Genomic DNA, 26,259 nt, shown 5'->3' with positions numbered 1-26,259 from the left:
GTTCATCGATTTATACCGGTGTGACGCAGCTTTGTTATGTATGTAAGTAATACAGGAGTAGATTTTACAATATACGAGAAAAGGCTATCGGATCACCGGTAGCCTTTTCTCGTTTTTGGTATCTGGAAAATTGATAAACTAAAATGATATGAAAGACTTTAATGTAAATGAAGATGGGTTGTATGGCCGGTTCGGCGGCGCTTATGTTCCGGAAATATTATATGCTCAGGTGGAAATGCTTCGCAATGAGTATTTGAAGGTGATGAATGAAGATTCTTTCCGGGCGGAATACCGGAATTTATTGCGGGATTATGTGGGACGTCCCAGTCCTCTTTATCCGGCGCGTCGTCTGAGCGAACGCTATGGAACAAAAATATATTTGAAACGGGAAGACCTGAATCATACGGGAGCCCATAAAATTAATAATACGATAGGTCAGATATTGCTGGCCCGCCAGATGGGCAAGAGCAGGATCATTGCGGAAACAGGAGCCGGGCAGCACGGAGTCGCTACTGCTACCGTATGTGCTTTGATGAATATGGAATGTATCGTGTATATGGGTGCCGTAGATATAGAGCGCCAACGTCCGAATGTAGAAAAGATGGAAATGCTGGGAGCCAGGGTGATTCCGGTGTATAGCGGAAATAAGACATTGAAAGATGCTACGAATGAGGCTATACGCGACTGGTGCTGCCATCCTTCGGACACTTATTATATAATAGGTTCTACGGTGGGTCCTCATCCTTATCCCGATATGGTCGCCCGTTTTCAGTCGGTGATAAGTGAAGAGATAAAATACCAGTTAAAGGAGAAAGAGGGCCGGGAGAATCCCGATTATGTAATTGCTTGCGTGGGTGGAGGAAGTAATGCGGCCGGAGCTTTCTTCCATTTTCTGCATACGCCTGCGGTAAAGCTGATTGTCGCAGAAGCTGCAGGTGAAGGATTGGAGACGGACCGGTCTGCGGCAACTATCCATTTGGGGCGGGAAGGCATTATACATGGTGCCCGTACGCTCGTTATGCAGACTCCGGACGGACAAATTACGGAACCCTATTCTATTTCGGCCGGTTTGGATTATCCCGGAATAGGTCCCATGCATGCATTCCTAGCGGAGGAGGGGCGTTCGGAAGTATTGGCTGTTACAGATGACGAAGCCTTGAGTGCGGCGTTTCGCCTGACCCGTCTGGAGGGTATTATTCCTGCTTTGGAATCGGCTCATGCACTGGCTGTCCTGGAACGGAAAAAATTTGCTCCCGACGATATTGTGGTAGTCAATCTTTCAGGACGCGGAGATAAGGATATGCAGACGTATATGCGGGAAAAGGAACGGATGTCAAATGTTTGATAAGAGGCGGATATGAAAAAATATAAGCTGAATACTTTAATTAAAACTATCCCGGCCGATTTACAGACGCCCGTCGGAATTTATCTTAAAGTAAGGGATATGTATCCCGAGTCGGTGCTGCTCGAAAGTTCCGATTATCATACCACACAGAATAGTTATTCTTTTATAGGAGTGGAACCTGTTGCCCGTTTTGAAGTGTCCGAGGGAAAGATATCTTATACTTATCCCGACGGTACGGCTGCTACGGAGTTTATAACGGAGAATTACGGTGTGGTGGAAAGTCTGAAGAATTATACAGAAAGTTATGAGGTGGGAAAAAATGAAATGGGAATCAACGGTCTTTTCGGATATACCGCTTATGATGCCGTACGTTATTTCGAGAGTGTGACGATCCGCTCCCGGGAAGAAAGGTTCCGGGAAATTCCGGACATGCTCTATATGCTGTTCCGGTTTATTATTGTGGTGAATCATTATAAAAATGAATTGACTGTCATAGAGAATTCGTCACCGGGGGAAACCTCCCGTATCGGAGAGCTGGAAGGGGTTATGCGGAATAATAATGTGGCGGTCTATACATTCGGGGCGGAAAATGATGTGGAGTCTCCTATAACCGATGCAGAATATATGAACATGGTAAAAGAAGGAATCCGGCATACTTGCCTGGGAGATGTTTTTCAGGTGGTACTTTCCCGGCGTTTCAGCCGGGGCTTTCATGGAGACGATTTCAATGTGTACAGGGCTTTGCGTTGTATCAATCCTTCTCCTTACCTCTTTTATTTCGATTTCGGAAGTTTCAGGATATTCGGTTCTTCTCCCGAGACTCATTTAAGGGTAAAAGGAGGGAAAGCATATATAGACCCGATAGCGGGTACATTCAAGCGTACCGGGAACGACAGCCGGGATTCTGAACTTGCCCGGAAATTATTGGAGGATGAAAAAGAAAATGCCGAACATATTATGCTCGTAGACCTTGCCCGTAACGATCTGAGCCGGGGAGCCGGACAAGTGAAGATCGAATTCCTGAGGCAGATACAGTATTATTCTCATGTTATACACATGGTTTCCCGTGTCGGTGCTGCGGTTAGCGATGAAACGGATATTATCCGGTTGTTCGCCGATACTTTCCCGGCGGGAACGCTGAGCGGAGCTCCTAAGGTAAGGGCCATGAAAATTATCGATACGCTGGAACCCCATAGCCGGGTTACTTACGGCGGATGTATCGGTTATATGGGTTTTGACCGTACATTGAATCAGGCTATAACCATCCGCAGTTTTTTGAGTTACGGAAACCGGCTGTACTCCCAGGCAGGAGCAGGGATTGTGGCTCACTCCGATCCGGAGGGAGAATTACAGGAGTTGAATAATAAACTGGGTGCATTGATGAAGGCTGTGGAATATGCCGCCCGGTTTTAATGAGTCTTGAAAAGAAATATGAATATGAAAAAGATATTGGTTTTTGATAATTACGATTCGTTCACTTATAATATTGTTCATCTGGTGCGGGAACTGGGATATGAGACAGAGGTCTACCGTAACGATAAGATAACGCTGGATGAAATAGGACGGTATGATAAGATCATTCTTTCTCCGGGACCGGGATTACCTTGCGAGTCGGGGCTACTTCCCGAACTGCTGTACCGGTATGCTGCGGAAAAGAGCATTCTGGGAATATGTCTGGGAGAACAGGCTATCGGAGAGTGTTTCGGAGCTCATTTGCGAAATCTCGATAAAGTCTATCACGGAATAGCCACTCCGGTACGTATTATTGCTCCAGACCCTTTATTCGAAGGATTGGGAGATCGTATGGATGTGGGACGTTATCATTCGTGGGTAGTGGAACGGGACGGTTTACCCGATTGTCTCGCGGTGACAGCTGAAGATGACAAGGGAGAAATTATGGCTCTGGCCCATCGTTTTTATGATGTCCGCGGTGTACAATTCCATCCGGAATCGGTGTTGACCCCGAAAGGAGCCGGAATGATGAAGAACTGGCTAACGATAACTAAATAGAACTGAGATGAAAGATTTATTATATAAAATGTTCGAACATAAGAATCTTACCCGGGAAGAGGCCAGGCATATTCTGCTTCATATATCGGATGGTGAGTATAATGAATGCCAGTTGTCGGCGTTTATGACGGTGTTTCTTATGAGGAGCATTACAACCGAAGAATTGGCTGGGTTCCGGGAGGCCATACTGGAAAGGCGTGTACCTGTGGATTTGGGAGTGGAAAATGCGATAGATATCGTAGGAACGGGAGGAGATGGAAAAAATACGTTCAATATTTCTACGGCGGCTTGTTTTACTGTTGCGGGTGCGGGTTATAAAGTCATCAAGCATGGTAATTACGGAGCTAGTTCGGTGAGCGGTGCTTCGAATGTTCTGGAGTATCACGGAGTGAAATTTACCGACAGGACAGATGTTCTCCGTAAATCTCTGGACGTGTGTAATATCAGTTATTTGCATGCGCCCTTTTTCAGCCCTGCGCTTAAGAGCGTAGGAAATGTCCGGCGTCAGCTGGGAGTACGGACTTTTTTTAATATGCTGGGACCTCTTGTGAATCCGGTTATGCCTCGTTATCAGTTATTAGGGGTATATAATCTTAAGCTGTTGCGTCTGTATAATTACATCTGTCAGGAAAACGGAATAAATTGTACGATCGTACATTCTTTGGATGGTTATGACGAAATATCGCTCACGTCTCCTTTTAAAGTGTCTAACGGATCGGGAGACCGTATATATGCTCCTGAAGAGCTGGGTTTCCGGACCTGCCGACCTGAAGAATTATCGGGTGGAGAGAGCATAGCGACAGCTGCCAGGGTCTTTGATCGTGTTCTGAACGGAGATGCTGCACCGGGACAAATGGATTGTGTTATTGCCAATGCGGCTTTTGCCATAAAGACCTTATGTCCCCGGCTGGATTTTGAAGATGCCAGGATGCAGGCTTCTGATTCTTTGTACGGGGGAAAAGCTAAGGAGGCGTTCTCGAAATTTCTGAAAATCAATAATTAAAGATATGAATGTACTGGATAAGATATTGGAGAACAAAAGGGATGAAATAAAGCGGAGGAAGTCTCTGGTGCCTTCCCTTCTGTTACAAAATTCTCCGAACTATAGCAGGAAAAAATATTCCCTGAAGGATAGTTTGACGGTTTCTTCCTGCGGGATTATCGCCGAATTCAAACGTAAGTCTCCTTCCCGGGGATTCATTCAGGAGAAAGCCAGTGCGGATGTGGTCATACCAAGCTATGTCCGTGCCGGAGCTGCAGCATGCTCGGTACTCACCGATACTTCTTTTTTCGGAGGAAGTTGTGACGATTTGATGATGGCTCGTGAATGTGCCGATATACCTTTATTACGGAAAGATTTTATAATAGATTCTTATCAGGTGGAAGAAGCGGCAGCCTGGGGAGCCGATGCTATACTGCTTATTGCTGCAGCTCTGGAATACGGGTGTTGCAGGGAGCTCGTAGCATGTGCTCATGAGCTGGGACTGGAAGTGTTGCTGGAAGTTCATGGATCAACTGAGCTGGATTATTTGTTTTCCGGGGTAGACGTAGTCGGGGTGAATAACCGGGATTTGGGCTCTTTCGTGACGGATGTGAATATTTCGTTCGAATTGGCCCGGGAGATTCCGGAAGATTTTGTGAAGATTTCGGAAAGCGGTATTACCTCTATGCAGGTGGTAAAAGAATTGAGAAAGGTCGGATATAACGGATTTCTGATCGGAGAACGGTTTATGAAAGAAGCAGATCCGGCAGTTGCACTCGGTGAATTCCTGAGAGATGAAAATTAAAGTTTGCGGTATGTGCCATGCCGGGAATATCCTGGATGTTGCCCGGTTGAAACCGGATATGATGGGTTTCATTTTTTATCCGTTCTCTCCGCGTTATGCCGGTAGTATATCTCCGGAAGTAGTGGAAATGTTGCCGGACGAAATAGAAAGAACTGGTGTATTCGTTAATGAGGATCGGAAAGAGATATTGCGTATAGTTTCCCTGTATAATCTGCATACACTTCAATTACATGGTGATGAGTCGCCTGAAGAATGTTTCCGGCTGAGGAATTCCGGTTGTCGCGTTATCAAGGCGATACGAGTGGGTGGGAGTGAAGATATTGGGAATGCGGTTTTGTATGAAAATGCGTGCGACGGACTTTTGTTCGATGCCTCCGGTACTAAGCGGGGAGGTACGGGTGTACCGTTCGACTGGGCGTTATTGAATCATTATACAGGAAAACTCCCTTTTTTGCTAAGTGGCGGTATATCGGCAAAAGATATTGAAAAGATAGGTTATTTTAGCCGTACCGGATTCGTTGGTATAGACCTGAACAGTCGTTTTGAAATAGTTCCCGGAGTGAAAGATATACGAATGTTGGGAACCTTTATAAAAAAAATTAGAATGATGAACGATAAATAGAAAACATATGAACAGATTGAAATTATTATTCGGGAATAAAGACCGGAATATATTGTCGGTTTATTTTACCGCCGGGTTTCCCGAAAAAGAGAGTACGGTGGAAATTATTTGTGAATTAGAAAAACAGGGTGTGGATATGATAGAGGTCGGTGTGCCTTTTTCAGATCCTATGGCGGATGGTGAAGTGATACAACGGAGCAGTTCCCGGGCATTGAACAACGGTATGACCTTATCGTTGCTACTTGATCAGGTTGCAGAAGCGCGTAAGGTGTGCCGTTTACCTTTGGTATTGATGGGGTATCTGAATCCTATGATGCAATATGGGATGGAAGCTCTTTTTGAGCGTTGCCGGGAAACTGGAATCGATGCGCTGATTATTCCGGATTTGCCGTTTAACGAATATATGAAACATTATAAGATGCTTTGCGACCGGTACGATATACCTGTGATCATGCTCGTCACTCCCGAAACGTCCCTGGAGCGTGTAATGCTGATAGATGAAAATTGCGGAGGTTTTATTTATATGGTTTCTTCCGCATCCACAACAGGAACTAAAGAACGGTTCAGCAAGGAACAGGAGGATTATTTTAAAAAGATGGATTCTGTTTCCTTCAGGAATCGCAGACTCATAGGATTTGGTATTTCCAATCCCGAAACCTATGAGACAGTTTGCCGTTACAGCAGTGGCGGTATTGTAGGCAGTATGTTTATTAAATGTCTGGAACGGAACGGATCGGTGAAAGATGCGGTATCGGAATTGATGTCTGTACTGGATAAATGAGAATATTCCGTGAAATATTATTCCGATAATTTCCGCAGCAGCCCTTCACAAGAATCTTCCAGTATGTTCAAAACATTCTCAAAGCCGTCGGCTCCGTCATAATAAGGGTCGGGTACATGGTCTGCCGGGTAGTGTTCACAAAAATCGGTCATACGGTATATCTTTCCGGCGGTTTCGGGAGTGGGTGACAGCGAACGCAAGGTATCGATATTATAATCGTCCATACCTATAATCAGGTCGAATGTATCGAAATCTTCGGGCCGTATTTTCCGGGATTTGTGAAGAAGGTTATAACCACGCCGGGCCGCATGTGCCCGCATACGGCGATCGGGTAATTCTCCTGCATGCCCTCCGTATGTTCCAGCCGAATCCACGTCGAAGCGTTCTTCTATGCCGTTCTTTTTCAATAGTTGTTTGAAGATGCCTTCTGCTGCCGGAGAACGGCATATATTACCCAGACAAACGAAAAGTATTTTGGTATGAGGTTTCATTATCATTTTTAGTTTTAAGAATAAGAGTCCAATATTTTTTATAAACAGCATATCCCGTTAAAGGGAAATATATTTGCAAAATTACATAAATCTTTTAAATCCTGTTTCTTGTGTCATTCTTTGTTTTATCCCGTACGATAGTTTAAATCATCGGGTGAAACCGGGGGGCAATATGGAAATCTGTTAATTATAATTGTTGTATTTACTTAATATACAAAACATATTTTTGTTTTACACCTTTTAATATAAGTGTTTGTTATATTTGTTGTGAACACGTAAAACGGTATGGTTATGAAAAAGGTATTATTGTTGATTTTATTGTTTTGTAGTGTTGCCGTGTGTCAGTCACGAGCGGTAACGAATGGTTCCCGACAGATGCAAAAAGAGGTCCGGCAGTTGAAAAAAGAGAGTGAAAAACGGTTGCAGGATCTTCAGGACTCTATTTTGTACCATAACGCTGCCGTATCTATCGCCGATAGTACATTCGTTCTGGAAGCGGACCGGCTCACTTTTAAGTGGGGTAAAGTTGCCTATGTAAATGCCAATACTAACTTTATTTCTATGAATAAAGAAAAAGCAGTGGTTCAGGTCGCATTTCATCCTATGCTTGCCGGTCCCAACGGTATTGGAGGTGTTACGGTTGAAGGACAACCATCGAATGTAAAGATGAAGACCGATAAGAAAGGGAATGTTATTTTTTCGATGAATATCATGGGAACGGTTACATCCGTACAGGTGCAGATTACTCTTTGGGGCGGAAGTAACAAAGCAACGGCTACCGTAACTCCTAACTTTAATTCAAGGACGATTTCGCTGGACGGATATATTGTTCCTTATTCCCAGTCGGGAATTTTTCAGGGGCAGTCCTTGTAAGTTGATGAAAAGATTGTAACTGTACGGATAAATGTTCGTTTTGAGATCGGATGTACAGACCGATATGACAGACGTTTATCAGAAATATCTGCAAATCTTTGATAAAGCGGTGTAAATAAGTTATATTTGCTAAAAACGACCTGTGTTGTTAAATTTAAATATATGGAACTGACCCGAAATATTGTGGCATTGCGTTACGGATGGATCATCCTTTCCGAAGGGGGAAGGAATGAACGTCTGGCTCCGGTTATCCAGATGGAATTAATGCGTCTGGGCTATATGCTGGATGCCGATGCGTATCGGCGGGTAAAGGAGGCCGACGAGCAGCAGGTTCTTCGTTTCTATACCGAGGTGATGCCTTTTCTGAAGGAAAGTATGGGAGACGGGGATTATCGTCCGTTATACGATGGTTTTCCTCAACAGGTCATGTCCATGAGCGAAGAAGATTTGCTGATGAATCAGCTGGTTCATTATTGGAGCCAGGGAACATTTATCCCGGATAGCTGGACGGAGCAGAGAGCCGCAGCATTCGAATTTCCGTCTTATCGCATGATAAAATGCGGAACCCGTGAGGATTTTATGAATATATTTACGGATCTTTCTGGGGCTAATCAGTCTTTGACTTCTGATGATAAACAGACTTTAGAATGGTTCATGGAGAATGAACCGGACTGTGCGAAATGGCTGCCTGCCGAGATTCCTTTCAAGGAAACCTTGTGTATGCTTGCGGCTCATGATATGCCTGTGAAATTAAAAACAGCTACCGATGTGTTGCGTTTTGCCGTATATTTATCCGGCGGGGATGTTATGCTTCCTCCGGTACCCCCCGTACAGGTACGTGCAAATGCCTGGACCGATGAGATGAAGCCTAACCCCAGACGCGAATTATTTCGTTTTCGTTCATATTCCCGTCGGGAAAGAAAGAAAATATTGCAATACCTGGAAGATTCTACCTGTGATGCGGGAGAGATGGTTTTGAAAGCGGAACGGTGGAAACGGTTAGGAGAAAGATTACATCCGGGTGAATATCGTAAGATATATCCCCGTGCCGTTGCTGCTTTTGATTCGATACGGCACAATAGTGCAAGAAGCTGGTATGCCCGGCTGAATGGGGTAACGGATGAAAAGGAATATCTTAGTATGCTGGCTGAACGTCCGGGTGAGTTTGCGCGTCGTTTAGATTCGCTTTTAAGGAATACGGATACTACGGATATCGTCCTGTCTGTTTTTATGAAGGATGTGGCGGGAAAAGTTTCAGGAAAAGTATTGTATGAGTTATATATACATTTCGGGCGGCGCAACGAGCCGGACAAAATCAGGAGCATTTATATAAAAGGACATCGCCGCCCTGTGGAACTTCCTGTACTGCCCCCCTTGGAAAAGGATTTGACTGTGCGTGTACAGAATATTGTTCATGATGAATTGTTAAATCGTTTCTCCCGTCTCCCGTCTTTGGGTAAAGTTTATATAGACGAAAAGCTGCGGGATATTCCGTTGCCTTCTAATATGAGAAGTATGTCTTCCGGTTTGCGGGTAGCTGTAAGGGGAACCCGGATTCCGGTTACGAATGAACAAGCGAAGGTGCTGCGTTTTTATGTGCATTGGAAAGATGCCGAAGGGAAAGAAGATCTGGATCTTTCAGCTACATTTGTGGGAAAAACGATAGAGCATATTAGCTGGAATCGCTCGCAGAGTACCGATTATGCCGTGCATTCGGGTGATGTTCGTTTTCGTCAGGGAGATTGTGCCGAATATGTGGACGTAATAATAGATAAGGCCCGGGAATGTTTTCGCTATGTGATAATAGACGTGCGCAACTATGAAGGACGTTCCATGCAGTCGGCGCATCCCGTATTCGGTTATATGGAACGTGAATATCCCGAAGCGAATGATATATGGATACCCTCGGCTGTTAAGAACAGTTTTAAACTTTCGTCCGAAGAATCGAATGTCATAGCTATGGCTGTAGATCTTGAAACGATGGAATATATCATTCTGGATATAGATAGCCGCTCTATACCGGTAAGTACGCAGGATGTTTCTGGCGTAACCGGTGCGTTGCGGTTATATATGGATGCTCCGGTGCTTTCGGTTTATGATCTGCTTTCATGGCATGTGAAAGCGAGGGGAGAGCAGGTATTTGTCCAGGAAGAAAATGTGCGTGGATTTATGTATGACGATTTTGTAAAAAGTTATACCGAAATTTTGAAATATATGATTTGAAATACAGACTGGCTATCGGTGAAGTTACTTCTACTTACGATTGTAATTTACTTCCCGGCTCTCCAGTCTTTCATATTGATCAGATAGTAGTGTGAATTAAGCAGGCTATCGGCGGAGTTACTTCTATTTACGATTGTAATTTTACTCCCCGGCTTTCCTGCTTTTTTCATATTTGCATGATTCTGGATTTGATGTCATTCAATGATAAAAAGAAACGGCGCAGATATTAGTTATCCGCGCCGTTTATAACGTTGTATTAATGTATACTCACATTAGTTCATAGGTTCCACAGAAACATAAGAACGATTGTCTTTTTTCTTACGGAATACCACTGTGCCGTTTACTAATGCAAACAATGTGTGGTCTTTGCCTATACCTACGTTTTCACCCGGATGGTGAACTGTCCCTCTTTGACGAACCAGAATATTGCCTGCTTTAGCAACCTGACCGCCAAAAATCTTAACTCCTAATCGTTTACTTTCCGATTCACGGCCGTTCTTCGAACTACCTACACCTTTCTTATGTGCCATTTTCTTAGAATTTTACTGGGGATTAAGCAACAACTTCTTTAACTAACACTTCGGTAAATTGTTGGCGGTGGCCATTACGTTTTCTGTAACCTTTTCTTCTTTTTTTCTTGAAAACGATAATTCTTTCACCTTTTACGAGCGGGCTTTTAACTTCGCAAACAACCTTGGCTCCTTCTACGGTAGGTACTCCTACGGTGATAGCACCGTCTTTGTCTACCAGTAATACTTTGTCGAATTCAACAGTAGCGTTAGCTTCTGTTTCAAAGTGGTGAACGAACAATTTTTTACCGGCTTCGGCTTTGAATTGTTGTCCTAAAATTTCTACAATTACGTACATCTGTTTTTATTATTTTACAGGTTATCTCTGCCGGGTGGGACATCTTTCAGTACCTCTTACACTACCCGATTCAGAATCAGCGCACAAAATTAAGTCTTTGTTTTCTTTTATGCAAGCTTTTGAGGCTTTTTCTCGGGAATATTTAATATGCTGCTTTTTGACTATAGGTTTCTGAGTTTGGGCGGATACAGGTTCATCGTATCGTTTGGATGTCTATATTCTATGGCAGGTGTTAAAGTATTTATGATTTATGTTTTCGGGTTGTATAAGTTTTTTTTCTTTTTATAAAAAGAAAAAACGGTAAATGAACTTCATTTACCGTTTTTCTGTCGGGGTGAGATGACTCGAACATCCGACCTCCACGTCCCGAACGTGGCGCGCTAGCCAACTGTGCTACACCCCGGTTGCGTTTTGCGGGTACAAAGATATATAAACTTTGGAAAACAAAAAAAGAAAGAAGAAAAAAACGTTACTTTTCATGTAAAATAGTTTGGTATTAATTTTTTTGGAAAAAAGTAGACTTAAAATTAGGCAAATTCAAAAAACTGTTTTACATTTGCACTCGCAAAAATGATGGTGCCATAGCTCAGTTGGTAGAGCAAAGGACTGAAAATCCTTGTGTCCCCGGTTCGATTCCTGGTGGCACCACTTCAAAAGAACGAAAATCAACGCAAATCCCTGAACTTCACAGTAGTTCAGGGATTTTTTATTTCAGGAATGAGCGGAATAGTGGGATTAAAGCAAACTATAAATCTTTATCCGGTTTATTCAGGGAACGGTTTTAGAAAGTCCTGGATGTTTCGCTATATAGTATCTAATTCATTATTTACGTGTGCTATGTTGTTCTGCATAACAGAGCTACCGGTGTGGTTTCCTGACTTTGTATCATTAAGAATTGAGCCGTAGGGAGAGAAAAAGATTCAGCGAGCTGTTCTTCTTAAATAACTTGTTAAAAACGAGGAAGTGAGCATCTCACTTATGACCGTTTATATGTCGAACTTTAATTAAAGTGAAGTGTAACGTTCCTCATTGACTGCAAGAAAAAGAGAAATCAACAAACCGAGACATCATTCGGCAGAAGGAAGCCATTGTATTGATATCTTGTGTGTGAAATTCTATCAGATTTATCAAGACTTCGAACCGGAGTGGAAAAAGCTATCGTAACCCGTTTTTATTGTTCCATCAAAATCAATTAATGTATCATAGTTCTACACTTAAATGGTCGCTTGGTTTCGAATAAAATTAAGCGACCATTTTTGTTGACATTATTTCGTGAATTTGAAAAAAATAACGAATGGGATGAGTCTAATCATGAAAATATATAGATAAATATTATAGAGTGTGTGATAAATATCATATATTTGAAGTGGCAATTTTTTGGTAAAAATTTAACGGGCGTATTGCACAGGAAGGAACAAGAAAGAGGTCCCTTCCCTGAGTGCGGTACGCCTTGCGTATTTGCCAAAAATTGCCAATACCGGGGAAGGGCTCTTTCTATTATTTTATTTTTTAATGATATTTGATGGAAAATATAGAAATTGAAAGTGAGTTTAAACGATTAGCCCCTTCTTTGCAATTATATGCCATTTATCTGACTAAAGATCAGGAATCAGCGAAAGATTTACTCCAAGAAACTTATTTAAAAGCCATTGAGAATCTGGATAAATTTATTAAGAAAACAAATTTCAAGGCTTGGCTGTTCACTATAATGAGAAATACGTTCATCAATGAGTACCGGAGATTTATGAAGATGAATATGACTCCCTTAGAAAATCAGTCCGATGTTCTTTTCTCAGAAGAGTTATCGGACGAATTATATGATATAAACCTTATCGAATTACTGATAAAGCATTTGTCGAAACAGGAACATTTGACTTTTGAAATGTTCCTGCAGGGGTATAAATATGAAGAAATAGCCGAGACGTTGAATATCTCTATCGGAACGGTAAGAAGTAGGATTCATACGATCCGGGGGAAATTAAGGAAAACGTTAGAGTAGTTTTTTATTCTTCTCGCGGATATATTACAGTATTATTTATCTGTGTTATATAATGATAAGTTGGGCTGAGCCGTTCTGTTACGAACTGCAGATGAAGATTATAGAATTCTTTCCCGGATTGAAAATTGTGTAATATATTTTTTTTGTTTGGGTTAATGGATTTGAGTTGAACGAATGAGGAAACTTTATTTTTTTAATTAATATGATATAGAAAGTTTTAAAATGAAATAAAAAGGAGGATTTGTGTTCTCTGATACTTTTTACGGACGATTATAACCAGTATTTGTGTTGTAAAGAAATACTAAAAAAGACTCTTTTAATTAGGAATTTATTTCTAATTTCACACCCGAAAAGAACAGGGAATGGAGAAGCCATTTCTGAAAAAACAGTATCGTGTTATTTGAATGAAAAATATACTTGTAATAGGTGCTACCGGACAGATTGGTTCGGAACTGATGGTGAGCTTACGTTCTTTATATGGGGCCGAACATGTAGTGGGAGGATATATTGCCGGAGTGCAAATCCCTGATTGTTTACGTGATTCCGGTCCGATGGAAGAAGCAGATGTGACCAATTCCCAACAGATAGCTGGCATTGTGGACCGTTATCATATCGATACGATATTCAATCTTGCTGCTATTTTGTCGGCTCAGGCCGAAAAAAAGCCTTTATTGGCCTGGAATATCCAGATTAACGGGGTTTTGAATCTTCTTGAAATTAGTCGTGAGAAAGGTTGTTCTTTGTTTACCCCCAGTTCTATAGGAGCGTTCGGAGATTCCTCTCCTAAAATAAAAACGCCGCAAGATACGATTCAGCGTCCCCGGACGATTTATGGCGTCAGTAAAGTGAGTTGCGAGCTGCTGAGCGATTACTATTATTATAAATATGGGGTTGACACCCGTTCGGTACGTTTCCCCGGACTTATTTCGTATGTGACTCCTCCGGGAGGGGGTACTACCGATTATGCTGTGGAAATTTATTATGCAGCTGTAGCCGGTGAGAAGTTTTATACACCGGTAAGTGCCGGAACTTATATGGATATGATGTATATGCCGGATGCTTTGCATGCGATCGTCATGCTGATGGAGGCCGATCCGGATAAACTTATTCACCGGAATTCTTTCAATATCGCTTCCATGAGTTTCGATCCGGAAATGATATATGCTGAGATACGGAAACATTATCCTGATTTTGAAATGGAGTATCGTATCGATGAGTTGAGACAGAAGATTGCCGATTCATGGCCTGATTCCCTGGACGATACCTGTGCGCGTGAGGAATGGGGATGGAAACCGCGGTATGATTTGTCGTCCATGACGACCGATATGATTGTGCATTTGAAACAGAAACTCCATAAATAACAAGCCTATGTTCTCCAAGATGAAAGAGTTCCTTACTGAGGAACTGACTACTATTCGTAATAACGGATTATATAAGGAGGAGCGTACGATTACGACTCCTCAGAGTGCGTCTATCAAGGTTAAGGAACGGGATGGACGGGTATTGAATTTTTGTGCAAACAATTATTTGGGATTATCCAATAATCCCAGGCTCATAGAGGCAGCCAAGCACGCAATGGATACGCATGGATATGGTATGTCCTCGGTTCGTTTTATATGCGGGGCACAGGACATACACCGGGAACTGGAAAAAAGTATCGCTCGTTATTTCAAAACGGAAGATACGATTTTATATGCAGCCTGTTTCGATGCTAACGGCGGTGTGTTCGAACCGTTATTTTCCGAAGAAGATGCGATTATTTCCGATTCGCTGAACCATGCTTCTATCATAGATGGCGTCAGGCTTTGTAAAGCGAAAAGATATAGGTATGCCAATGCTGATATGGGCGAACTTGAAAAATGTCTTCGGGAGGCCCAGACACAACGATTCCGGATTATTGTTACGGATGGTGTTTTCTCTATGGACGGAAATGTAGCTCCTATGGATAAAATATGCGATCTGGCAGAGAAGTATGATGCGTTGGTTATGGTAGATGAATGTCATTCGGCCGGTGTGGTCGGAAAAACCGGACATGGTGTGAGTGAATTATATAATTTGTACGGCCGTATCGATATATATACGGGAACTTTGGGCAAGGCTTTTGGAGGGGCTATCGGCGGTTTTACTACGGGCCGGAAAGAGATTATTGATATGTTGCGTCAGCGTTCCCGTCCTTATTTGTTTTCTAATTCTTTGCCTCCTGCCGTGGTAGGAGCCGGTATAGAAGTTTTTAAGATGCTGGACGAGAGTGATGAGTTACATACACGTCTGATGGAAAATGTGGAATATTTCAGAAGTAGAATGCTGGAGGCCGGTTTCGATATCAAGCCTACCCAATCGGCTATATGCGCCGTTATGTTGTACGATGCGAAACTATCTCAGACATTTGCTGCCCGGATGCTGGAAGAAGGTATCTATGTAACGGGATTTTATTATCCGGTAGTTCCTCAGGGACAGGCCCGAATACGAGTACAATTATCTGCAGCCCATAACCGGGAAGAGCTGGATGCATGTATCGATGCATTTAGTTGCGTAGGAAAACAATTGGGAGTTATATCTTAGAGCATTTTTAATATATTTATATGAACCTGTGGCTTTTTCTTATTTAGAAAAGCCACAGGTTTTATTTAAATAAAAGTTTTTTGCAGGAAAATATGACGGGTATTCTAATAGATGTTCGGAATTATTATTACTTTGCAATAAATAAAATTTTTATGTTTAAGTCTAAGTCTAAGTAAGGTTTTGGTGGGGTAAATAATCTGTTTTTTCATAGATTATTCTTTTTGTTCCTTTCCGGGCCTTTTCTTATCCGCAGTATTTTTTGTTTCACTTTTTATCATATGAACAATTCAACGACGGCAATATGATACAATGGATTAAAAAGTTGTTGGGCTTGACTCGTCCAGAGCGAATAACAAAGGAACTTATAGAGCGGCTTCCAGCGGCTAAACTGTGTCGGAAATTCATAGACGGAGAGTTGGCAAGTAACATGGAGATTGAGATATTCGACGACATAATGTGTGCAGTAGAGCTGCATGCTGAAGTTTTTAATGGTGGTTTCAATCAATATTATTACAATTCCGGCGGCGAACGTGCCGAGCGAGCAGGAAATATGTTTGCCGAACTTGGCGCAAACCGGATAGCGGATGTAGTGAAACGAGCCGATGGGTATTATACGGATTGTCGGGATGAACTATGTTCCGTATGGGACGGAACAATAAAAGGTTTCAGCGACAGTTATAAAAAATTTTCTTTTGATGCTTTCGATAGTGAATATTATGCTTTGGTGAAAAATGAAAAACAGCTTTATACATTGATAGGTACATACATCAAACAATATCCGCAAAAGTTTTTAACTGGGGGAACAGAATAAGTGATTAATAAGCCGAGAAAACGACTAACGCAGTTCTTTGACAAACCATTAAATTTTTATAAAGATATTATTCTTTTATATGAATATTAATAACAAAACGATTAAGATGAATTTAAATGATATAAAAATAAGAGAAACTACATCTGAAGATTTCGACGATATCATGGATGTTGAAAGGCAGGCGTTCGGCAGTGAAAATGAAGCAACATTGGTATCCCGTCTTTTAGCTGATAAGAGTGCGGAACCTATAGTCTCCCTTTTAGCTTTTCATAAGGGACAGGCGATAGGACATATTTTCTTTACCCGGGTTTATTTTAATGATGGGAAAGAGCAGCCTATGATGCATATTCTTGCTCCTGTGGCGGTGAAACCTGAATACCAGAGGCAAGGTCTCGGTGGAATGCTGATAAGAACAGGAATCAGGTTATTACAGGAGATGGGTTCCAATCTCGTTTTCGTTCTGGGGCATAAAGAGTATTATCCCAGATACGGGTTTTTACCTCGGGCAGCATGTTTGGGTTATCCCGCACCTTATCCTATTTCGGATCAATATGCAGATTTTTGGATGGTTCGGCCTGTTAGTGAAAAAGGATTTGATATCGGCCGGGGGCAAATACGATGTTCCGATGTCCTTAACCGTCCTGAATATTGGGGAAAGGAATAATTTGCCGAATAGTACAAAGATTTAAATTGGAACTTTGAGAAGATTCCGGAATAAACTTATATTCCGGAATTCCGGATTAATATTGTCGTGAAAGTTCCGGTGAAGCAGGTTCCGGGTCATATACATGCAAATGCAGAAAATTTCTGGTGAAAACACCGTTGTAGGCTTGTTTAATGGCTTAGTTGGGCTTTGTAAGTATTAATTATTTAAATCTAATTGAAAAAGGAATAACATAATTAAATTATTAGGCTATTCCTTTTTATATTTTGAAGGGACTAACGACAAAATAGGATGGAAAGGTTTCTTGAATTATTTAATTATTTCTGTTAAAGTCAAATTCAGTTGATGGTGTTTTCCATAGCTTATGTCGTTTGGCTCCCAAAAAATTTGGTTGTTGTTTAAATCCAGTAAGAAATAAAAAGTCTCTTTACCATCATTGGAAATACACTTCCATTGTGTCGTTTCGTTTTCTCCTTTTAAGGTATATACTGTTCCGTTTGTTGTAAACAACTCCTTGTTTGCATTGATAATACTGATTGAAAATATACCGTCGCCGCTGTGTTTATAGTTGTATATAATAAGGCTGCAATACGAATTATCGGTAATCGTTCCCTCAAAATAGCGTGCTGTCAAATCTCCCAAGCCAGATGCTATCTTTAGCTTTGTTTTTAGGTTGTCTTCTGTAATGGAATGATTAACTATATTATTGTCTCTTTTTTTTGCTTTTGGATCATTGTTTTCAACGTTTAACACTGTAACCACTTTATATACCCCAGCATATTCGGCAGCAAATCCATCATTTGATTTGCCCATATTGATAACTTTCAATTCTGCATATACCGGAGTTCCGTTTTTCGTGCCTTTTGTTACTTCATCGTACTTCTGTGTGAGTTCCCCCGTTTCATCAACAATCCAATAATCGATCGAATCTCCCTTTTGCATAAAAGAACGTACCTCATGTCCGATAATTAATTCTCCGTTTACGTAGAATGGTGTTGCCGAAGCGGGTATGATGTCCCTTGCTTCTTCTTTGCCCGCTTTGGAATATTTCAAGAGGTTATATCCGTTGTTAAGAATCAAACAATCCTGTGTCAGTTTCTCTATTGTTAATGTATCGGAAAAAGACAAAGTTTGATGATTTCCTATACTCTTTCCTGTCAGAATTAATTTGTCCCCTTTCTTTTCCCATGTTTCATATTGGAGTGTCGTCATGTTGATAGAAGAAGCTTTCCCGCCAGCTTCTATTTTAATGCCTTGAAACATGTGGTCCATATCCGGTACAGGTTCTACCCACGATCCCTCGATGCTTGTTCCACTGCAGGCTGTAAATATTGAAGCAATTATAATTTCGCTTACTCTTTTAAATATTGATTTTATTGCCATCGTAATAATATTAAATTTATTTTTTTATGTAATGTATATTTTCCCGAATATCTTTTTTGTTATTCATATACACTATTTGTCGTACCACTGTAAATATAAAAAATTAATCCAAAAAATAAAAGACTGGATTGTAAATAAATATATTTTACTGGGCTTTACTAAGGATTAAAGGGATTCCTTTTGTTTGACCGGAAATTTTTATCCGGTATCTACACTGTGTAGAGGAAACGCCCTGTTGAGTCTATGATCTTTTTATGAATGTCGTGCAGGGACTGCCGGATAGGATAGTTATTCAGTCTGTTTGGTCCATACGGAGTCCCCAAAGGACATATCATACCGGTAGACAAAAGTGTGCATTCGGGGTATATTGATATACATAATCTTGCTGCTCTTAAAACCGGATATGCCGGGAAAGAGCTGGTTCCCTGAAAAGTTTTGTGGCTTAATAACTACAGAACCGGCCTTAGAGTCAGAACTGTATGGCTTCTATATTAAACGGATGAAATCAGATACCTTTTTTATCCCGGTAACGGGTGATAAGTTTTTCCCCTGTTTTACTGATAACTCTCGCGACAGGTTCTGTTATGGCCATACGTATTTTATCGATGAGAATACAGCCGATAAATATTGTTATTAAAAGCAGGGTTAAAAGAAGAATTCCTGTAAAGTAATTATCCGCATTACAGGCAATTTTTTGAATAAAGGGACGCAGGTGAGGCCAGTATACCTGCGGATGCAGGTGGATAAGGTAAATCGCAAAAGCGGAAGTGCTTATCCAGTTGATAGCCTTGCTTTTTATGTGCAAGTTCCGGAAATACATAAAAAATGCTATGGCTGCTATGATAGTGAGCGGATTGTGATAATGTAACGTACCGAAATATTTTCCGACAGAGTAAGGTATGAAACTTAGTTTGCCGAAATAGATACCGGCGTTTAATAAAATACAGAATATGAAGACAGCAAGGTATCTGTTTTTATTTTTACCCGGTTGATACCAGAATTTCAGATACCGGCCTGCCATATAAATAAAAATGAAATGATATAAGGTATAGCCTTCGGGGTTATAGGGAGATTGCAGGAAAAATCCCCAGAATATATCGACAACGGCAAGCAGAAACAAAGCATTGACAAATTCTTTCCGGGAAGCGTGTTCGGCAAATTTGTTCAGCATGGGACTTATCATGTACAATACTACATATACCGATACGAACCACCATCTGTCCTGGGAGAATACGAGCAGGGCCGATGTCGTTTCCTGACTGTTGAACGGGAGATATCCCAGCCATCCCAGAATGATGTAGATGCCTAACGAGTAAAAAACACATTGAAGGAAAAGAGATACGAAACTGTGTATGCGCGGCCGTATGCCGAAATAACCGGATATCAGGACAAAGCAGTTAACCCCTATCAGTGCGGCACATTCCAGTATAACCTTGAGCGAGTCGATGGGTAAACGTTCTGTTTCCAGACGGGTGGGAAGTCCTATGCTTCCGATAAAATGCAGGATAAGTACGAAGAGCATCGATACGATACGTAATAATTCTATGCCGGACTCTCTTTCTTTTGCCATGATTTTATTAATTATAATAACAGGGACGGTTCTTTTCTTTCCCGGAAATAAGTAGAGAGTGCCGGAGCAAAGGGTGTTTCGTACCGGCGTGCTTTATATGTGCATACTTTCACGCAGGCGCAGCAGCGTGTACAGAGTCGTGCGTCGGTCCATGTTTCATTTCCTGCAGGAATAGCATTGACAGGGCACGCTTTCGTGCAAGCTCCGCAATGTTTACACAAAGTAATATCGGTGTCCGGAGCTTTAGGAACGGGTATTTTGGAATGACGCAGTTTTAGTACGAAGAAGATAAACTGTAGCTTGGAAAGCAACGGACTTTTTGCTTTTTTCATATGGCTGACATCTATTCTTAATTCTTCCGGGGCCTTTGCTGCTTCCAGTTTCCGGCATATTTTCCGACCGAATTCATGTGCTGTTTGTAAATCTTCTTTATCGGGTCTTCCCATCGCTATAGGATTCTTTTCACTGCTGTACGAATGTTCTCCGATGAAAGCCGCGGCTGCTATCGTTTTAAATCCTTGAGATACAGCCAGCTCGTCAAGTTGGAGAACCGCTCTTTCGTAATCTCTGTTTCCGTAAGTGGCAATGAGGACTGCCGGTATACCGTTAACCTGTATCTGCTTTAATCTTTCTGCTGCAACAGGTGCTATTTTACCTCCATATACGGGCGCTGCGATTATTGCAATGGAATTATCTTCAAAGGAAATATTCCCGGGTATCTTGTGAGTAATATCCAGAGGGATGATCTCTGTTCCTATTCCTTCTGCTACGGCAGTCGCTATTTTAAAAGAGGTACGTGTGGGTGAGTAAGAGATGGTATAGACTTTTTGTATTTTCATATATGGAGTATTGGTATTATCTGTTACAAAGATATAGTGTAGAAGTGAGAGTAGCAAATATAAAAAGAGTCGTTTAACGAGAAATAAAATAGAGTGTAGTACGGGTTATAATTTTAAAAATCAAGCTATTTATAAAAGAAAAAAAAGAAAATGTCATTGAAAAATAATACAGAAATACTTATTTTTACACCGTAGAATTAAGAGTACTCATTATGGAAAGATCAAAAGTATATTTTACGAATCTTCGTACTACTCCTTCGAGTAATTTGCTGGATAAAATGGAAAGACTGGTTAAAAAGGCCGGAATAGAATCGATCGATTTTAAGCAGCAATTTGTGGCTATTAAGATTCATTTCGGAGAACCGGGGAATCTGGCGTATCTTCGTCCTAATTATGCAGCCCGTCTGGCGGGCTTGTTGCGTTCTCTGGGGGCAAAACCTTTTCTGACAGATTCTAATACACTATATTCGGGACGCAGGGCGAATGCGGTCGATCATTTGCAAAGTGCTATGGAAAATGGTTATAATCCTATATCTGCTCAATGTCAGGTGATTATAGCCGATGGCCTGAAAGGGACGGAGTACAGGGAGGTAGAAATAAACGGAGAATATTGTAAAGCGCCGAAAATAGGTTCTGCGATTGCCGATGCCGATATCGTAATCTCCATGAATCATTTTAAGGGGCATGAACAGGCCGGTTTCGGCGGAGCTCTCAAAAATCTCGGGATGGGATCGGCCAGTGTCGGAGGAAAACTGGAATTGCATTGCGCTTCACAACCTCAGGTGATAGATACTCATTGTAAAGGATGCAACGTCTGTGTGAAACATTGTGCCCATGACGCCATACATTTAAACGAAAACCGTATCGCTACGATTGACTATGAGAAATGTGTAGGTTGCGGCCAGTGCGTGGCTTTATGTCAGTATGACGCGGCAGTTATGGGAGATTCCGATACTTCGGAGCGTCTTAATTATAAAATTGCCGAGTATACCCAGGCAGTGTTGAAAGACAAGCCTAATTTCCATATCAGTTTCATTATGAATGTTTCTCCGGAGTGTGATTGCTGGAATCATAATGATGCCGCCATTATTCCTGATCTTGGAATTCTGGCTTCTTTTGACCCGGTGGCGTTGGATCAGGCATGTGCCGATCTGGTTATGCAGGCTCCGGTAACAGGTGTAAATAAGTTATCGGAAATGCGTCCTCATGAACATTTGGAAGGAGAGGATAAATTCCATCTTATTCATCCCGATACGAATTGGAAAGCCGGGCTGGAACATGCCGAACGTATAGGGCTGGGAACTATGAGATATGAATTGATTAAGGTTTGAACTTGTTTGGCCGGTTAAAATTTATTTTCGGCCGTTTTTATATATAAACAAAGGATAATGGATAGACGGGATTTTTTGAAAGCCGCCGCCATAACAGGGGCGGCGCTTACATTGAGACTTCATGACGGCATGGATGTAATGGCACAGAGTACGGCTAAGTCCGGAAGTGCCTGTGATCTGGTCGCAGTAATGGGTGGAGAACCGGAAATTATGTTTCGCCGGGCTATTACAGAGTTGGGCGGAATGAAGAGATTTATCAGACCGGGGTATAAAGTAGTGGTCAAACCGAATATCGGCTGGGATAAAACACCTGAGCTGGCCGGTAATACCAATCCTAAACTTGTACAGGAAATTATTAAACAATGTTTTGAGGCTGGAGCTAAAGAAGTCGTCGTTTTTGACCACACGTGTGACGATTGGCGCAAATGTTATGAGAACAGCGGTATTGAATCGGCAGCGAAAGCTGCCGGTGCTAAGGTAATGCCTGCTCATGAAGAGTCTTATTATAAAGAAGTTGCGTTGCCTCGCGGGAAAAAATTAAAAACGGCTAAAGTTCATAAGGCCATATTGGATTGTGATGCGTGGATCAATGTTCCGATATTGAAAAACCACGGAGGAGCCAATCTTACGATGTCAATGAAAAACCATATGGGTATCGTTTGGGACAGGGGTGTTTTTCATAAAAACGACCTGCAACAGTGTATAGCTGATATATGTACATTAAGAAAAAAGGCTGTACTGAATGTCGTGGATGCGTACCGGGTAATGAAGACGAATGGCCCCCGGGGAAAATCCGCCGCCGATGTAGTGATGCCCAAAGGGCTGTTCATTTCGCCGGATATTGTTGCGGTAGATACAGCAGCTGCTAAATTTTTCAATCAGATACGAACGATGCCGCTCGAATCTGTTTCACATCTGAAGAATGCACAGGAGTTGAAAATAGGGACGATGGATTTGGATAGCATACGTATTAAAAGGATAAAAATATAAATGTCTCAACGATAAAAATAGAATTAATTATGCTGAGGAAAATCCGCATAGGGATATCGCTTTTGTTTTTTGTTCTGATAACTTTCTATTTTATAGATTTTGCAGGCTTGCTGCCTGATGGTATGCATGTGTTGGCTCATATGCAGTTCGTTCCTGCTTTGTTATCATTGCAAATTGGAATATTGGTCTTTTTATTTCTTCTTACCTTCGTTTTGGGACGTGTATATTGTTCTTCAATATGTCCTATGGGAGTATTTCAGGATATTATGAGCCGCATAGGGAAAAAGAAGAAATATACATATCACCCGGCTAAGACTCTGTTGAGATGGTCAGTCCTTGCCGCCGTATTGGCAGCCGCTTTGCTGGGTTTCCCCCTGTTATTGACTTTACTGGATCCTTATAGTGCATACGGCCGTGTAGCCGTACAAGTTTTCAAGCCTGTATATATGGCTGGAAATAATATGCTGGCATGGATATGTATGCATTTTGACAATTATAATTTTTATTACGTCGATATGGTCGTCCGTACTCTGGCTGCTTTGCTGATAGGAATATTCACGTTCCTTCTCATCGGTTTTTTAGGCTGGAAATATGGTCGTATCTGGTGTAATACTGTATGCCCGGTAGGAACGGTACTCGGTTTTATATCCCGGTATTCTTTGTTTAAGATAGATATAAACAAGCCGGCCTGTAACGGGTGTGGAAAATGCGGACGTAACTGTAAGGCCTCCTGTATCGATACGAAAAATCATGTTATAGATCACAGCCGTTGTGTGATGTGTTTTGACTGTATAGAGAATTGCAGTCAGCATGCTATCCGATTTGCCGGAAAGGCTAAGAAAGGGATGAATATAAAAAAAGGGACGGAGCCGGTTGATAAGTCGAAACGTCGTTTTTTGGCAACGACTGCGGTTGCTGTGATGGCAACCCCTTTGTCGATTACGGAGAAAGCCGAAGCTGAGGTTAACAAGAATAAGCCTTATACGCTGAAGTATCCTATAGCTCCTCCGGGCGCGAAGAGCATACAACATTTATCCCGACATTGTACAGGTTGCCAGTTATGTGTAACCCGTTGTCCTTCGCATGTGTTGAAACCGGCATTTCTGGAATACGGGTTAGGCGGAATGATGCAACCTTTGATGAGTTTTGAAAAAGGATTTTGCAATTTCGATTGTACAGTGTGTTCCGATGTGTGTCCTAACGGTGCAATAAAGCCTCTTACCATTGAAGAAAAACACGAAACGCAAGTAGGACGTGTCGTATTTATAAAAGATAATTGTATCGTATATACCAATGCGACGAGTTGCGGAGCCTGTTCGGAACATTGTCCCACTCAGGCAGTTTCTATGATTCCTTATAAAGATGGCCTTACCATTCCGTCTGTAAATCCTGATATATGTGTAGGTTGCGGTGGTTGTGAATATGTGTGTCCGGTGCGTCCTTTCAGGGCTATTCATGTGGAAGGAAATGAAATTCAGAAGAAGGCGGAACCTTTCAAAGAAACAGAAGGTCAGAATGTGGAGATCGATGATTTCGGCTTTTGAATATTTCCTGTGCTTTCAGGTCCGTTAATAATATGTTTGCATGTACTATTTATGTAATGCATTCGTTTTTTATTAGATAGAATCATTTTGTTACCGGAGCATATCCGGCATAGATAGAATTCAATTAATGCTTTTGCTTATGAAAAAGGGAAAAGTCAAATGTATTTGGCTATGTTTGTTTTTTTTGATATGTTATTGCGGGGCTTATGGTAAAGAATCTGCAGATACAGTTTATTTCCCGGTTCGTGACGGAATCGACAGTTTGAATGTCGTTATACAAGGAGACAAAGCACAAGCCAAAAGATTTCTGAGTATCGAACGGGACAGTCTCGGACGCCGTTCACTGACAACGCCTCGGAAAGTATTTTGGGATAAGGTAACGGAAAACCGGTGGTATCAGATGTGTTATATTCCGGTTCCGCTCATTGCTGCGGGATTCGCCTTAAAGGGAGAGGGCGAACATTTTAGAAATCTGCGGAATGAATATATTCCTAAATTCCGTTACCATTATGACGATTATACGCAATATGCTCCGGCTGTGGTTATGGTGGGTCTAAAAGCTGCCGGCGTCCCCAGCCGCAGTTCATGGGGGCGCATGCTTACGTCCGATGCATTCTCTACGGCTATTATGGCTCTTGCTGTAAATTCCTTGAAATATACGATGAAGGTGGAGCGCCCGGACGGTTCTAACCGACATTCGTTCCCGTCGGGACATACCGCTACAGCCTTTATGACGGCAACTATGTTGCATAAAGAGTATGGAGGATTAAGTCCCTGGTATAGTATAGGCGCTTATTCGGTAGCAACGCTTACCGGAGTATCCCGGCAATTGAATAATAAGCATTGGTTATCGGATGTGCTGGTAGGTGCAGGTATAGGAATACTTTCTACAGAACTGGGGTATTATCTGGCCGATTTGATTTTTAAGGATAAAGGGCTTGAACGTCAGGATAAATACTATGATCCCAGCCTGGCGTGGCGTAATCCCTCGTTTCTGGGAATTTATATGGGATTTTGCTTGCAGCAGGTCAATACGAGGTTATCGGATGAATATGTACTATCTGTAAAAACGGGTAGTCGTGTGGGAGCGGAGGGAGCCTGGTTCTTGAATCCGTATCTGGGAGTAGGCAGTCGTTTAACCGTATCCAGTATGCCGGTTGCTTTAGTTGGTTTTGAAGATACATATATGGAGCCTGTGGATGTTTTTTCTTTCTATCCGGGGATATATTTGTCCGTACCGGCGACGACAAGATGGCTGGTAGGAACGAAGCTTTTGGGTGGATACAACCTCTTCCCCCATCGTCGTTTATTGGGGACTCAAATAACTATGGGACACCGGGGTAGTGCAGGTCTGGCTACGGGCTTATCGGTGACATATGTGGCTAAGCGGAATTTCGGCGCCCGTATTTTCTGCGATTACGATATGACGCGTATGCGGTACGATTTTAAAGAAAATGCATTGCCGGATGCTGCGGTGACCTTTGTTTCGGACAGAAATTATCATGTATTCACTCTCGGGGCATCGGCTAGTATTTTGTTCTGATAATATATTATAGATAATAAAAAG

At 41.9% G+C, this 26,259-nt stretch carries 25 protein-coding genes, 2 tRNA genes and 1 pseudogene; 20 read left to right on the top strand and 8 right to left on the bottom strand.

The features are described 5' to 3' along the window. Positions 1-148: 148 nt before the first annotated feature. Genes trpB through trpA form a run of 7 tightly spaced genes read left to right on the top strand, consistent with a single transcriptional unit; the run spans position 149 to position 6,545 of the window. Complete coding sequence (gene trpB / locus OCV73_RS05540) at positions 149-1,345, top strand: tryptophan synthase subunit beta (RefSeq protein WP_147550115.1); 1,197 nt, start codon at positions 149-151, stop codon at positions 1,343-1,345. A 12-nt stretch (positions 1,346-1,357) separates the two neighbouring features. Then, positions 1,358-2,758, top strand: coding sequence for an anthranilate synthase component I family protein (locus tag OCV73_RS05535; protein WP_147550111.1), 1,401 nt, complete (start codon positions 1,358-1,360; stop codon positions 2,756-2,758). Between the two features lie 24 nt (positions 2,759-2,782). After that, the gene (locus tag OCV73_RS05530) at positions 2,783-3,355 is read left to right on the top strand and encodes an anthranilate synthase component II (protein ID WP_147550108.1); all 573 of its coding nucleotides are present in this window, start codon (positions 2,783-2,785) and stop codon (positions 3,353-3,355) included. Positions 3,356-3,362: 7 nt separating this feature from the next. Beyond that, positions 3,363-4,358: an anthranilate phosphoribosyltransferase gene (gene trpD, locus OCV73_RS05525; protein WP_147550106.1), complete on the top strand. Its 996-nt coding sequence runs from the start codon at positions 3,363-3,365 to the stop codon at positions 4,356-4,358. Then, positions 4,354-5,142: an indole-3-glycerol phosphate synthase TrpC gene (gene trpC, locus OCV73_RS05520; protein ID WP_167551221.1), complete on the top strand. Its 789-nt coding sequence runs from the start codon at positions 4,354-4,356 to the stop codon at positions 5,140-5,142. Before trpD ends, trpC begins: the two co-directional genes overlap by 5 nt. Beyond that, positions 5,132-5,764, top strand: a complete 633-nt coding sequence (locus OCV73_RS05515) for a phosphoribosylanthranilate isomerase (RefSeq protein WP_147550100.1) — start codon at positions 5,132-5,134, stop codon at positions 5,762-5,764. The genes trpC and OCV73_RS05515 overlap by 11 nt, the downstream gene beginning before the upstream one ends. 7 nt (positions 5,765-5,771) lie before the next feature. Further along, positions 5,772-6,545 (top strand): tryptophan synthase subunit alpha, encoded by a 774-nt coding sequence (trpA, locus tag OCV73_RS05510; protein WP_147550096.1) that lies wholly within the window; start codon positions 5,772-5,774, stop codon positions 6,543-6,545. A gap of 17 nt (positions 6,546-6,562) precedes the next feature. Here the strand turns inward: trpA and OCV73_RS05505 are convergent, their stop codons facing one another. Next, positions 6,563-7,036: a low molecular weight protein-tyrosine-phosphatase gene (locus OCV73_RS05505; protein WP_147550093.1), complete on the bottom strand. Its 474-nt coding sequence runs from the start codon at positions 7,034-7,036 to the stop codon at positions 6,563-6,565. A 291-nt stretch (positions 7,037-7,327) separates the two neighbouring features. Here OCV73_RS05505 and OCV73_RS05500 point away from each other — a divergent pair, with 291 nt between their 5' ends. Beyond that, positions 7,328-7,909, top strand: a complete 582-nt coding sequence (locus OCV73_RS05500; protein WP_262512882.1) for a DUF4251 domain-containing protein — start codon at positions 7,328-7,330, stop codon at positions 7,907-7,909. 162 nt (positions 7,910-8,071) lie between these two features. Then, positions 8,072-10,132, top strand: coding sequence for a hypothetical protein (locus OCV73_RS05495; protein WP_147550090.1), 2,061 nt, complete (start codon positions 8,072-8,074; stop codon positions 10,130-10,132). Between the two features lie 47 nt (positions 10,133-10,179). Here OCV73_RS05495 and OCV73_RS05490 read toward each other — a convergent pair whose 3' ends face one another. The 4 genes from OCV73_RS05490 to OCV73_RS05475 form a co-directional block, all read right to left on the bottom strand. Next, the gene (locus tag OCV73_RS05490) at positions 10,180-10,302 is read right to left on the bottom strand and encodes a hypothetical protein (RefSeq protein WP_256435671.1); all 123 of its coding nucleotides are present in this window, start codon (positions 10,300-10,302) and stop codon (positions 10,180-10,182) included. A 102-nt stretch (positions 10,303-10,404) separates the two neighbouring features. Beyond that, positions 10,405-10,662 (bottom strand): 50S ribosomal protein L27, encoded by a 258-nt coding sequence (gene rpmA / locus OCV73_RS05485; RefSeq protein ID WP_147550087.1) that lies wholly within the window; start codon positions 10,660-10,662, stop codon positions 10,405-10,407. A 22-nt stretch (positions 10,663-10,684) separates the two neighbouring features. Continuing rightward, positions 10,685-10,999, bottom strand: a complete 315-nt coding sequence (gene rplU, locus OCV73_RS05480; protein ID WP_147550084.1) for a 50S ribosomal protein L21 — start codon at positions 10,997-10,999, stop codon at positions 10,685-10,687. 329 nt (positions 11,000-11,328) lie between these two features. Continuing rightward, a tRNA-Pro gene (locus tag OCV73_RS05475) sits at positions 11,329-11,402 on the bottom strand. A gap of 172 nt (positions 11,403-11,574) precedes the next feature. Here OCV73_RS05475 and OCV73_RS05470 point away from each other — a divergent pair. The 7 genes and pseudogenes from OCV73_RS05470 to OCV73_RS05445 all read left to right on the top strand — a co-directional run bounded on the left by OCV73_RS05470 (position 11,575) and on the right by OCV73_RS05445 (position 17,035). Then, positions 11,575-11,647 (top strand) — tRNA-Phe (locus tag OCV73_RS05470). 247 nt (positions 11,648-11,894) lie between these two features. Further along, positions 11,895-12,160, top strand: a pseudogene (locus OCV73_RS14540) (site-specific integrase); the annotation flags it as partial. A 361-nt stretch (positions 12,161-12,521) separates the two neighbouring features. Beyond that, on the top strand, positions 12,522-12,998 hold the full coding sequence (locus tag OCV73_RS05465) for an RNA polymerase sigma factor (protein ID WP_147550080.1): 477 nt from the start codon (positions 12,522-12,524) through the stop codon (positions 12,996-12,998). A gap of 404 nt (positions 12,999-13,402) precedes the next feature. Further along, positions 13,403-14,359 carry an NAD-dependent epimerase/dehydratase family protein gene (locus tag OCV73_RS05460; RefSeq protein ID WP_147550077.1) on the top strand — a complete coding sequence of 319 codons (957 nt, stop codon included), beginning with the start codon at positions 13,403-13,405 and terminating at the stop codon, positions 14,357-14,359. Positions 14,360-14,366: 7 nt separating this feature from the next. Beyond that, entirely contained in the window at positions 14,367-15,560 is a 1,194-nt protein-coding gene (kbl, locus tag OCV73_RS05455; RefSeq protein WP_147550074.1) for a glycine C-acetyltransferase, read from the top strand. A gap of 301 nt (positions 15,561-15,861) precedes the next feature. Further along, entirely contained in the window at positions 15,862-16,371 is a 510-nt protein-coding gene (locus OCV73_RS05450; protein WP_147550071.1) for a DMP19 family protein, read from the top strand. 106 nt (positions 16,372-16,477) lie between these two features. Next, complete coding sequence (locus tag OCV73_RS05445) at positions 16,478-17,035, top strand: GNAT family N-acetyltransferase (RefSeq protein WP_147550068.1); 558 nt, start codon at positions 16,478-16,480, stop codon at positions 17,033-17,035. A gap of 309 nt (positions 17,036-17,344) precedes the next feature. On the opposite strand, the gene OCV73_RS05440 is transcribed toward OCV73_RS05445, so the two are convergent. The 3 genes from OCV73_RS05440 to OCV73_RS05430 all read right to left on the bottom strand — a co-directional run bounded on the left by OCV73_RS05440 (position 17,345) and on the right by OCV73_RS05430 (position 20,827). Further along, positions 17,345-18,418, bottom strand: a complete 1,074-nt coding sequence (locus OCV73_RS05440; protein WP_147550065.1) for a lipocalin-like domain-containing protein — start codon at positions 18,416-18,418, stop codon at positions 17,345-17,347. A gap of 505 nt (positions 18,419-18,923) precedes the next feature. After that, the gene (locus OCV73_RS05435; RefSeq protein ID WP_147550062.1) at positions 18,924-19,988 is read right to left on the bottom strand and encodes an acyltransferase; all 1,065 of its coding nucleotides are present in this window, start codon (positions 19,986-19,988) and stop codon (positions 18,924-18,926) included. A gap of 11 nt (positions 19,989-19,999) precedes the next feature. Next, positions 20,000-20,827 (bottom strand): 4Fe-4S binding protein, encoded by an 828-nt coding sequence (locus OCV73_RS05430; protein ID WP_147550059.1) that lies wholly within the window; start codon positions 20,825-20,827, stop codon positions 20,000-20,002. A gap of 212 nt (positions 20,828-21,039) precedes the next feature. Between OCV73_RS05430 and OCV73_RS05425 the strand changes: the two genes are divergently transcribed. From OCV73_RS05425 to OCV73_RS05410, 4 genes are all read left to right on the top strand, one after another. Further along, entirely contained in the window at positions 21,040-22,158 is a 1,119-nt protein-coding gene (locus tag OCV73_RS05425; protein ID WP_147550056.1) for a DUF362 domain-containing protein, read from the top strand. A 57-nt stretch (positions 22,159-22,215) separates the two neighbouring features. Then, a complete protein-coding gene (locus OCV73_RS05420; protein WP_147550054.1) occupies positions 22,216-23,148 on the top strand; it encodes a DUF362 domain-containing protein in 933 nt (310 codons plus the stop codon). A gap of 29 nt (positions 23,149-23,177) precedes the next feature. Then, complete coding sequence (locus OCV73_RS05415) at positions 23,178-24,692, top strand: 4Fe-4S binding protein (protein WP_147550051.1); 1,515 nt, start codon at positions 23,178-23,180, stop codon at positions 24,690-24,692. Between the two features lie 139 nt (positions 24,693-24,831). Continuing rightward, positions 24,832-26,235, top strand: a complete 1,404-nt coding sequence (locus tag OCV73_RS05410; protein WP_167551213.1) for a phosphatase PAP2 family protein — start codon at positions 24,832-24,834, stop codon at positions 26,233-26,235. Positions 26,236-26,259: the final 24 nt, after the last annotated feature.

The organism is Barnesiella propionica, from assembly GCF_025567045.1.
Classification (GTDB): domain Bacteria; phylum Bacteroidota; class Bacteroidia; order Bacteroidales; family Barnesiellaceae; genus Barnesiella_B; species Barnesiella_B propionica.
Note: the sequence above shows the minus strand (reverse complement) of the source record. Positions and strands in the feature narration are given on the sequence as shown.

Excerpts from the sequence above, each read along its gene's own strand:
- trpB (WP_147550115.1), top strand. The coding sequence starts at position 149 with ATGAAAGACTTTAATGTAAATGAAGATGGGTTGTATGGCCGGTTCGGC.
- OCV73_RS05515 (WP_147550100.1), top strand. The coding sequence starts at position 5,132 with ATGAAAATTAAAGTTTGCGGTATGTGCCATGCCGGGAATATCCTGGAT.
- OCV73_RS05450 (WP_147550071.1), top strand. The coding sequence starts at position 15,862 with ATGATACAATGGATTAAAAAGTTGTTGGGCTTGACTCGTCCAGAGCGA.
- OCV73_RS05420 (WP_147550054.1), top strand. The coding sequence starts at position 22,216 with ATGGATAGACGGGATTTTTTGAAAGCCGCCGCCATAACAGGGGCGGCG.
- trpA (WP_147550096.1), top strand. The coding sequence starts at position 5,772 with ATGAACAGATTGAAATTATTATTCGGGAATAAAGACCGGAATATATTG.
- OCV73_RS05415 (WP_147550051.1), top strand. The coding sequence starts at position 23,178 with ATGCTGAGGAAAATCCGCATAGGGATATCGCTTTTGTTTTTTGTTCTG.
- OCV73_RS05535 (WP_147550111.1), top strand. The coding sequence starts at position 1,358 with ATGAAAAAATATAAGCTGAATACTTTAATTAAAACTATCCCGGCCGAT.
- OCV73_RS05465 (WP_147550080.1), top strand. The coding sequence starts at position 12,522 with ATGGAAAATATAGAAATTGAAAGTGAGTTTAAACGATTAGCCCCTTCT.
- OCV73_RS05500 (WP_262512882.1), top strand. The coding sequence starts at position 7,328 with ATGAAAAAGGTATTATTGTTGATTTTATTGTTTTGTAGTGTTGCCGTG.
- OCV73_RS05410 (WP_167551213.1), top strand. The coding sequence starts at position 24,832 with ATGAAAAAGGGAAAAGTCAAATGTATTTGGCTATGTTTGTTTTTTTTG.
- kbl (WP_147550074.1), top strand. The coding sequence starts at position 14,367 with ATGTTCTCCAAGATGAAAGAGTTCCTTACTGAGGAACTGACTACTATT.
- OCV73_RS05460 (WP_147550077.1), top strand. The coding sequence starts at position 13,403 with ATGAAAAATATACTTGTAATAGGTGCTACCGGACAGATTGGTTCGGAA.
- OCV73_RS05445 (WP_147550068.1), top strand. The coding sequence starts at position 16,478 with ATGAATTTAAATGATATAAAAATAAGAGAAACTACATCTGAAGATTTC.
- OCV73_RS05425 (WP_147550056.1), top strand. The coding sequence starts at position 21,040 with ATGGAAAGATCAAAAGTATATTTTACGAATCTTCGTACTACTCCTTCG.
- OCV73_RS05440 (WP_147550065.1), bottom strand. The coding sequence starts at position 18,418 with ATGGCAATAAAATCAATATTTAAAAGAGTAAGCGAAATTATAATTGCT.
- rpmA (WP_147550087.1), bottom strand. The coding sequence starts at position 10,662 with ATGGCACATAAGAAAGGTGTAGGTAGTTCGAAGAACGGCCGTGAATCG.
- OCV73_RS05430 (WP_147550059.1), bottom strand. The coding sequence starts at position 20,827 with ATGAAAATACAAAAAGTCTATACCATCTCTTACTCACCCACACGTACC.
- OCV73_RS05495 (WP_147550090.1), top strand. The coding sequence starts at position 8,072 with ATGGAACTGACCCGAAATATTGTGGCATTGCGTTACGGATGGATCATC.
- OCV73_RS05435 (WP_147550062.1), bottom strand. The coding sequence starts at position 19,988 with ATGGCAAAAGAAAGAGAGTCCGGCATAGAATTATTACGTATCGTATCG.
- OCV73_RS05490 (WP_256435671.1), bottom strand. The coding sequence starts at position 10,302 with ATGAAAAAAGCAGGAAAGCCGGGGAGTAAAATTACAATCGTAAATAGA.
- rplU (WP_147550084.1), bottom strand. The coding sequence starts at position 10,999 with ATGTACGTAATTGTAGAAATTTTAGGACAACAATTCAAAGCCGAAGCC.
- OCV73_RS05505 (WP_147550093.1), bottom strand. The coding sequence starts at position 7,036 with ATGAAACCTCATACCAAAATACTTTTCGTTTGTCTGGGTAATATATGC.
- trpD (WP_147550106.1), top strand. The coding sequence starts at position 3,363 with ATGAAAGATTTATTATATAAAATGTTCGAACATAAGAATCTTACCCGG.
- OCV73_RS05530 (WP_147550108.1), top strand. The coding sequence starts at position 2,783 with ATGAAAAAGATATTGGTTTTTGATAATTACGATTCGTTCACTTATAAT.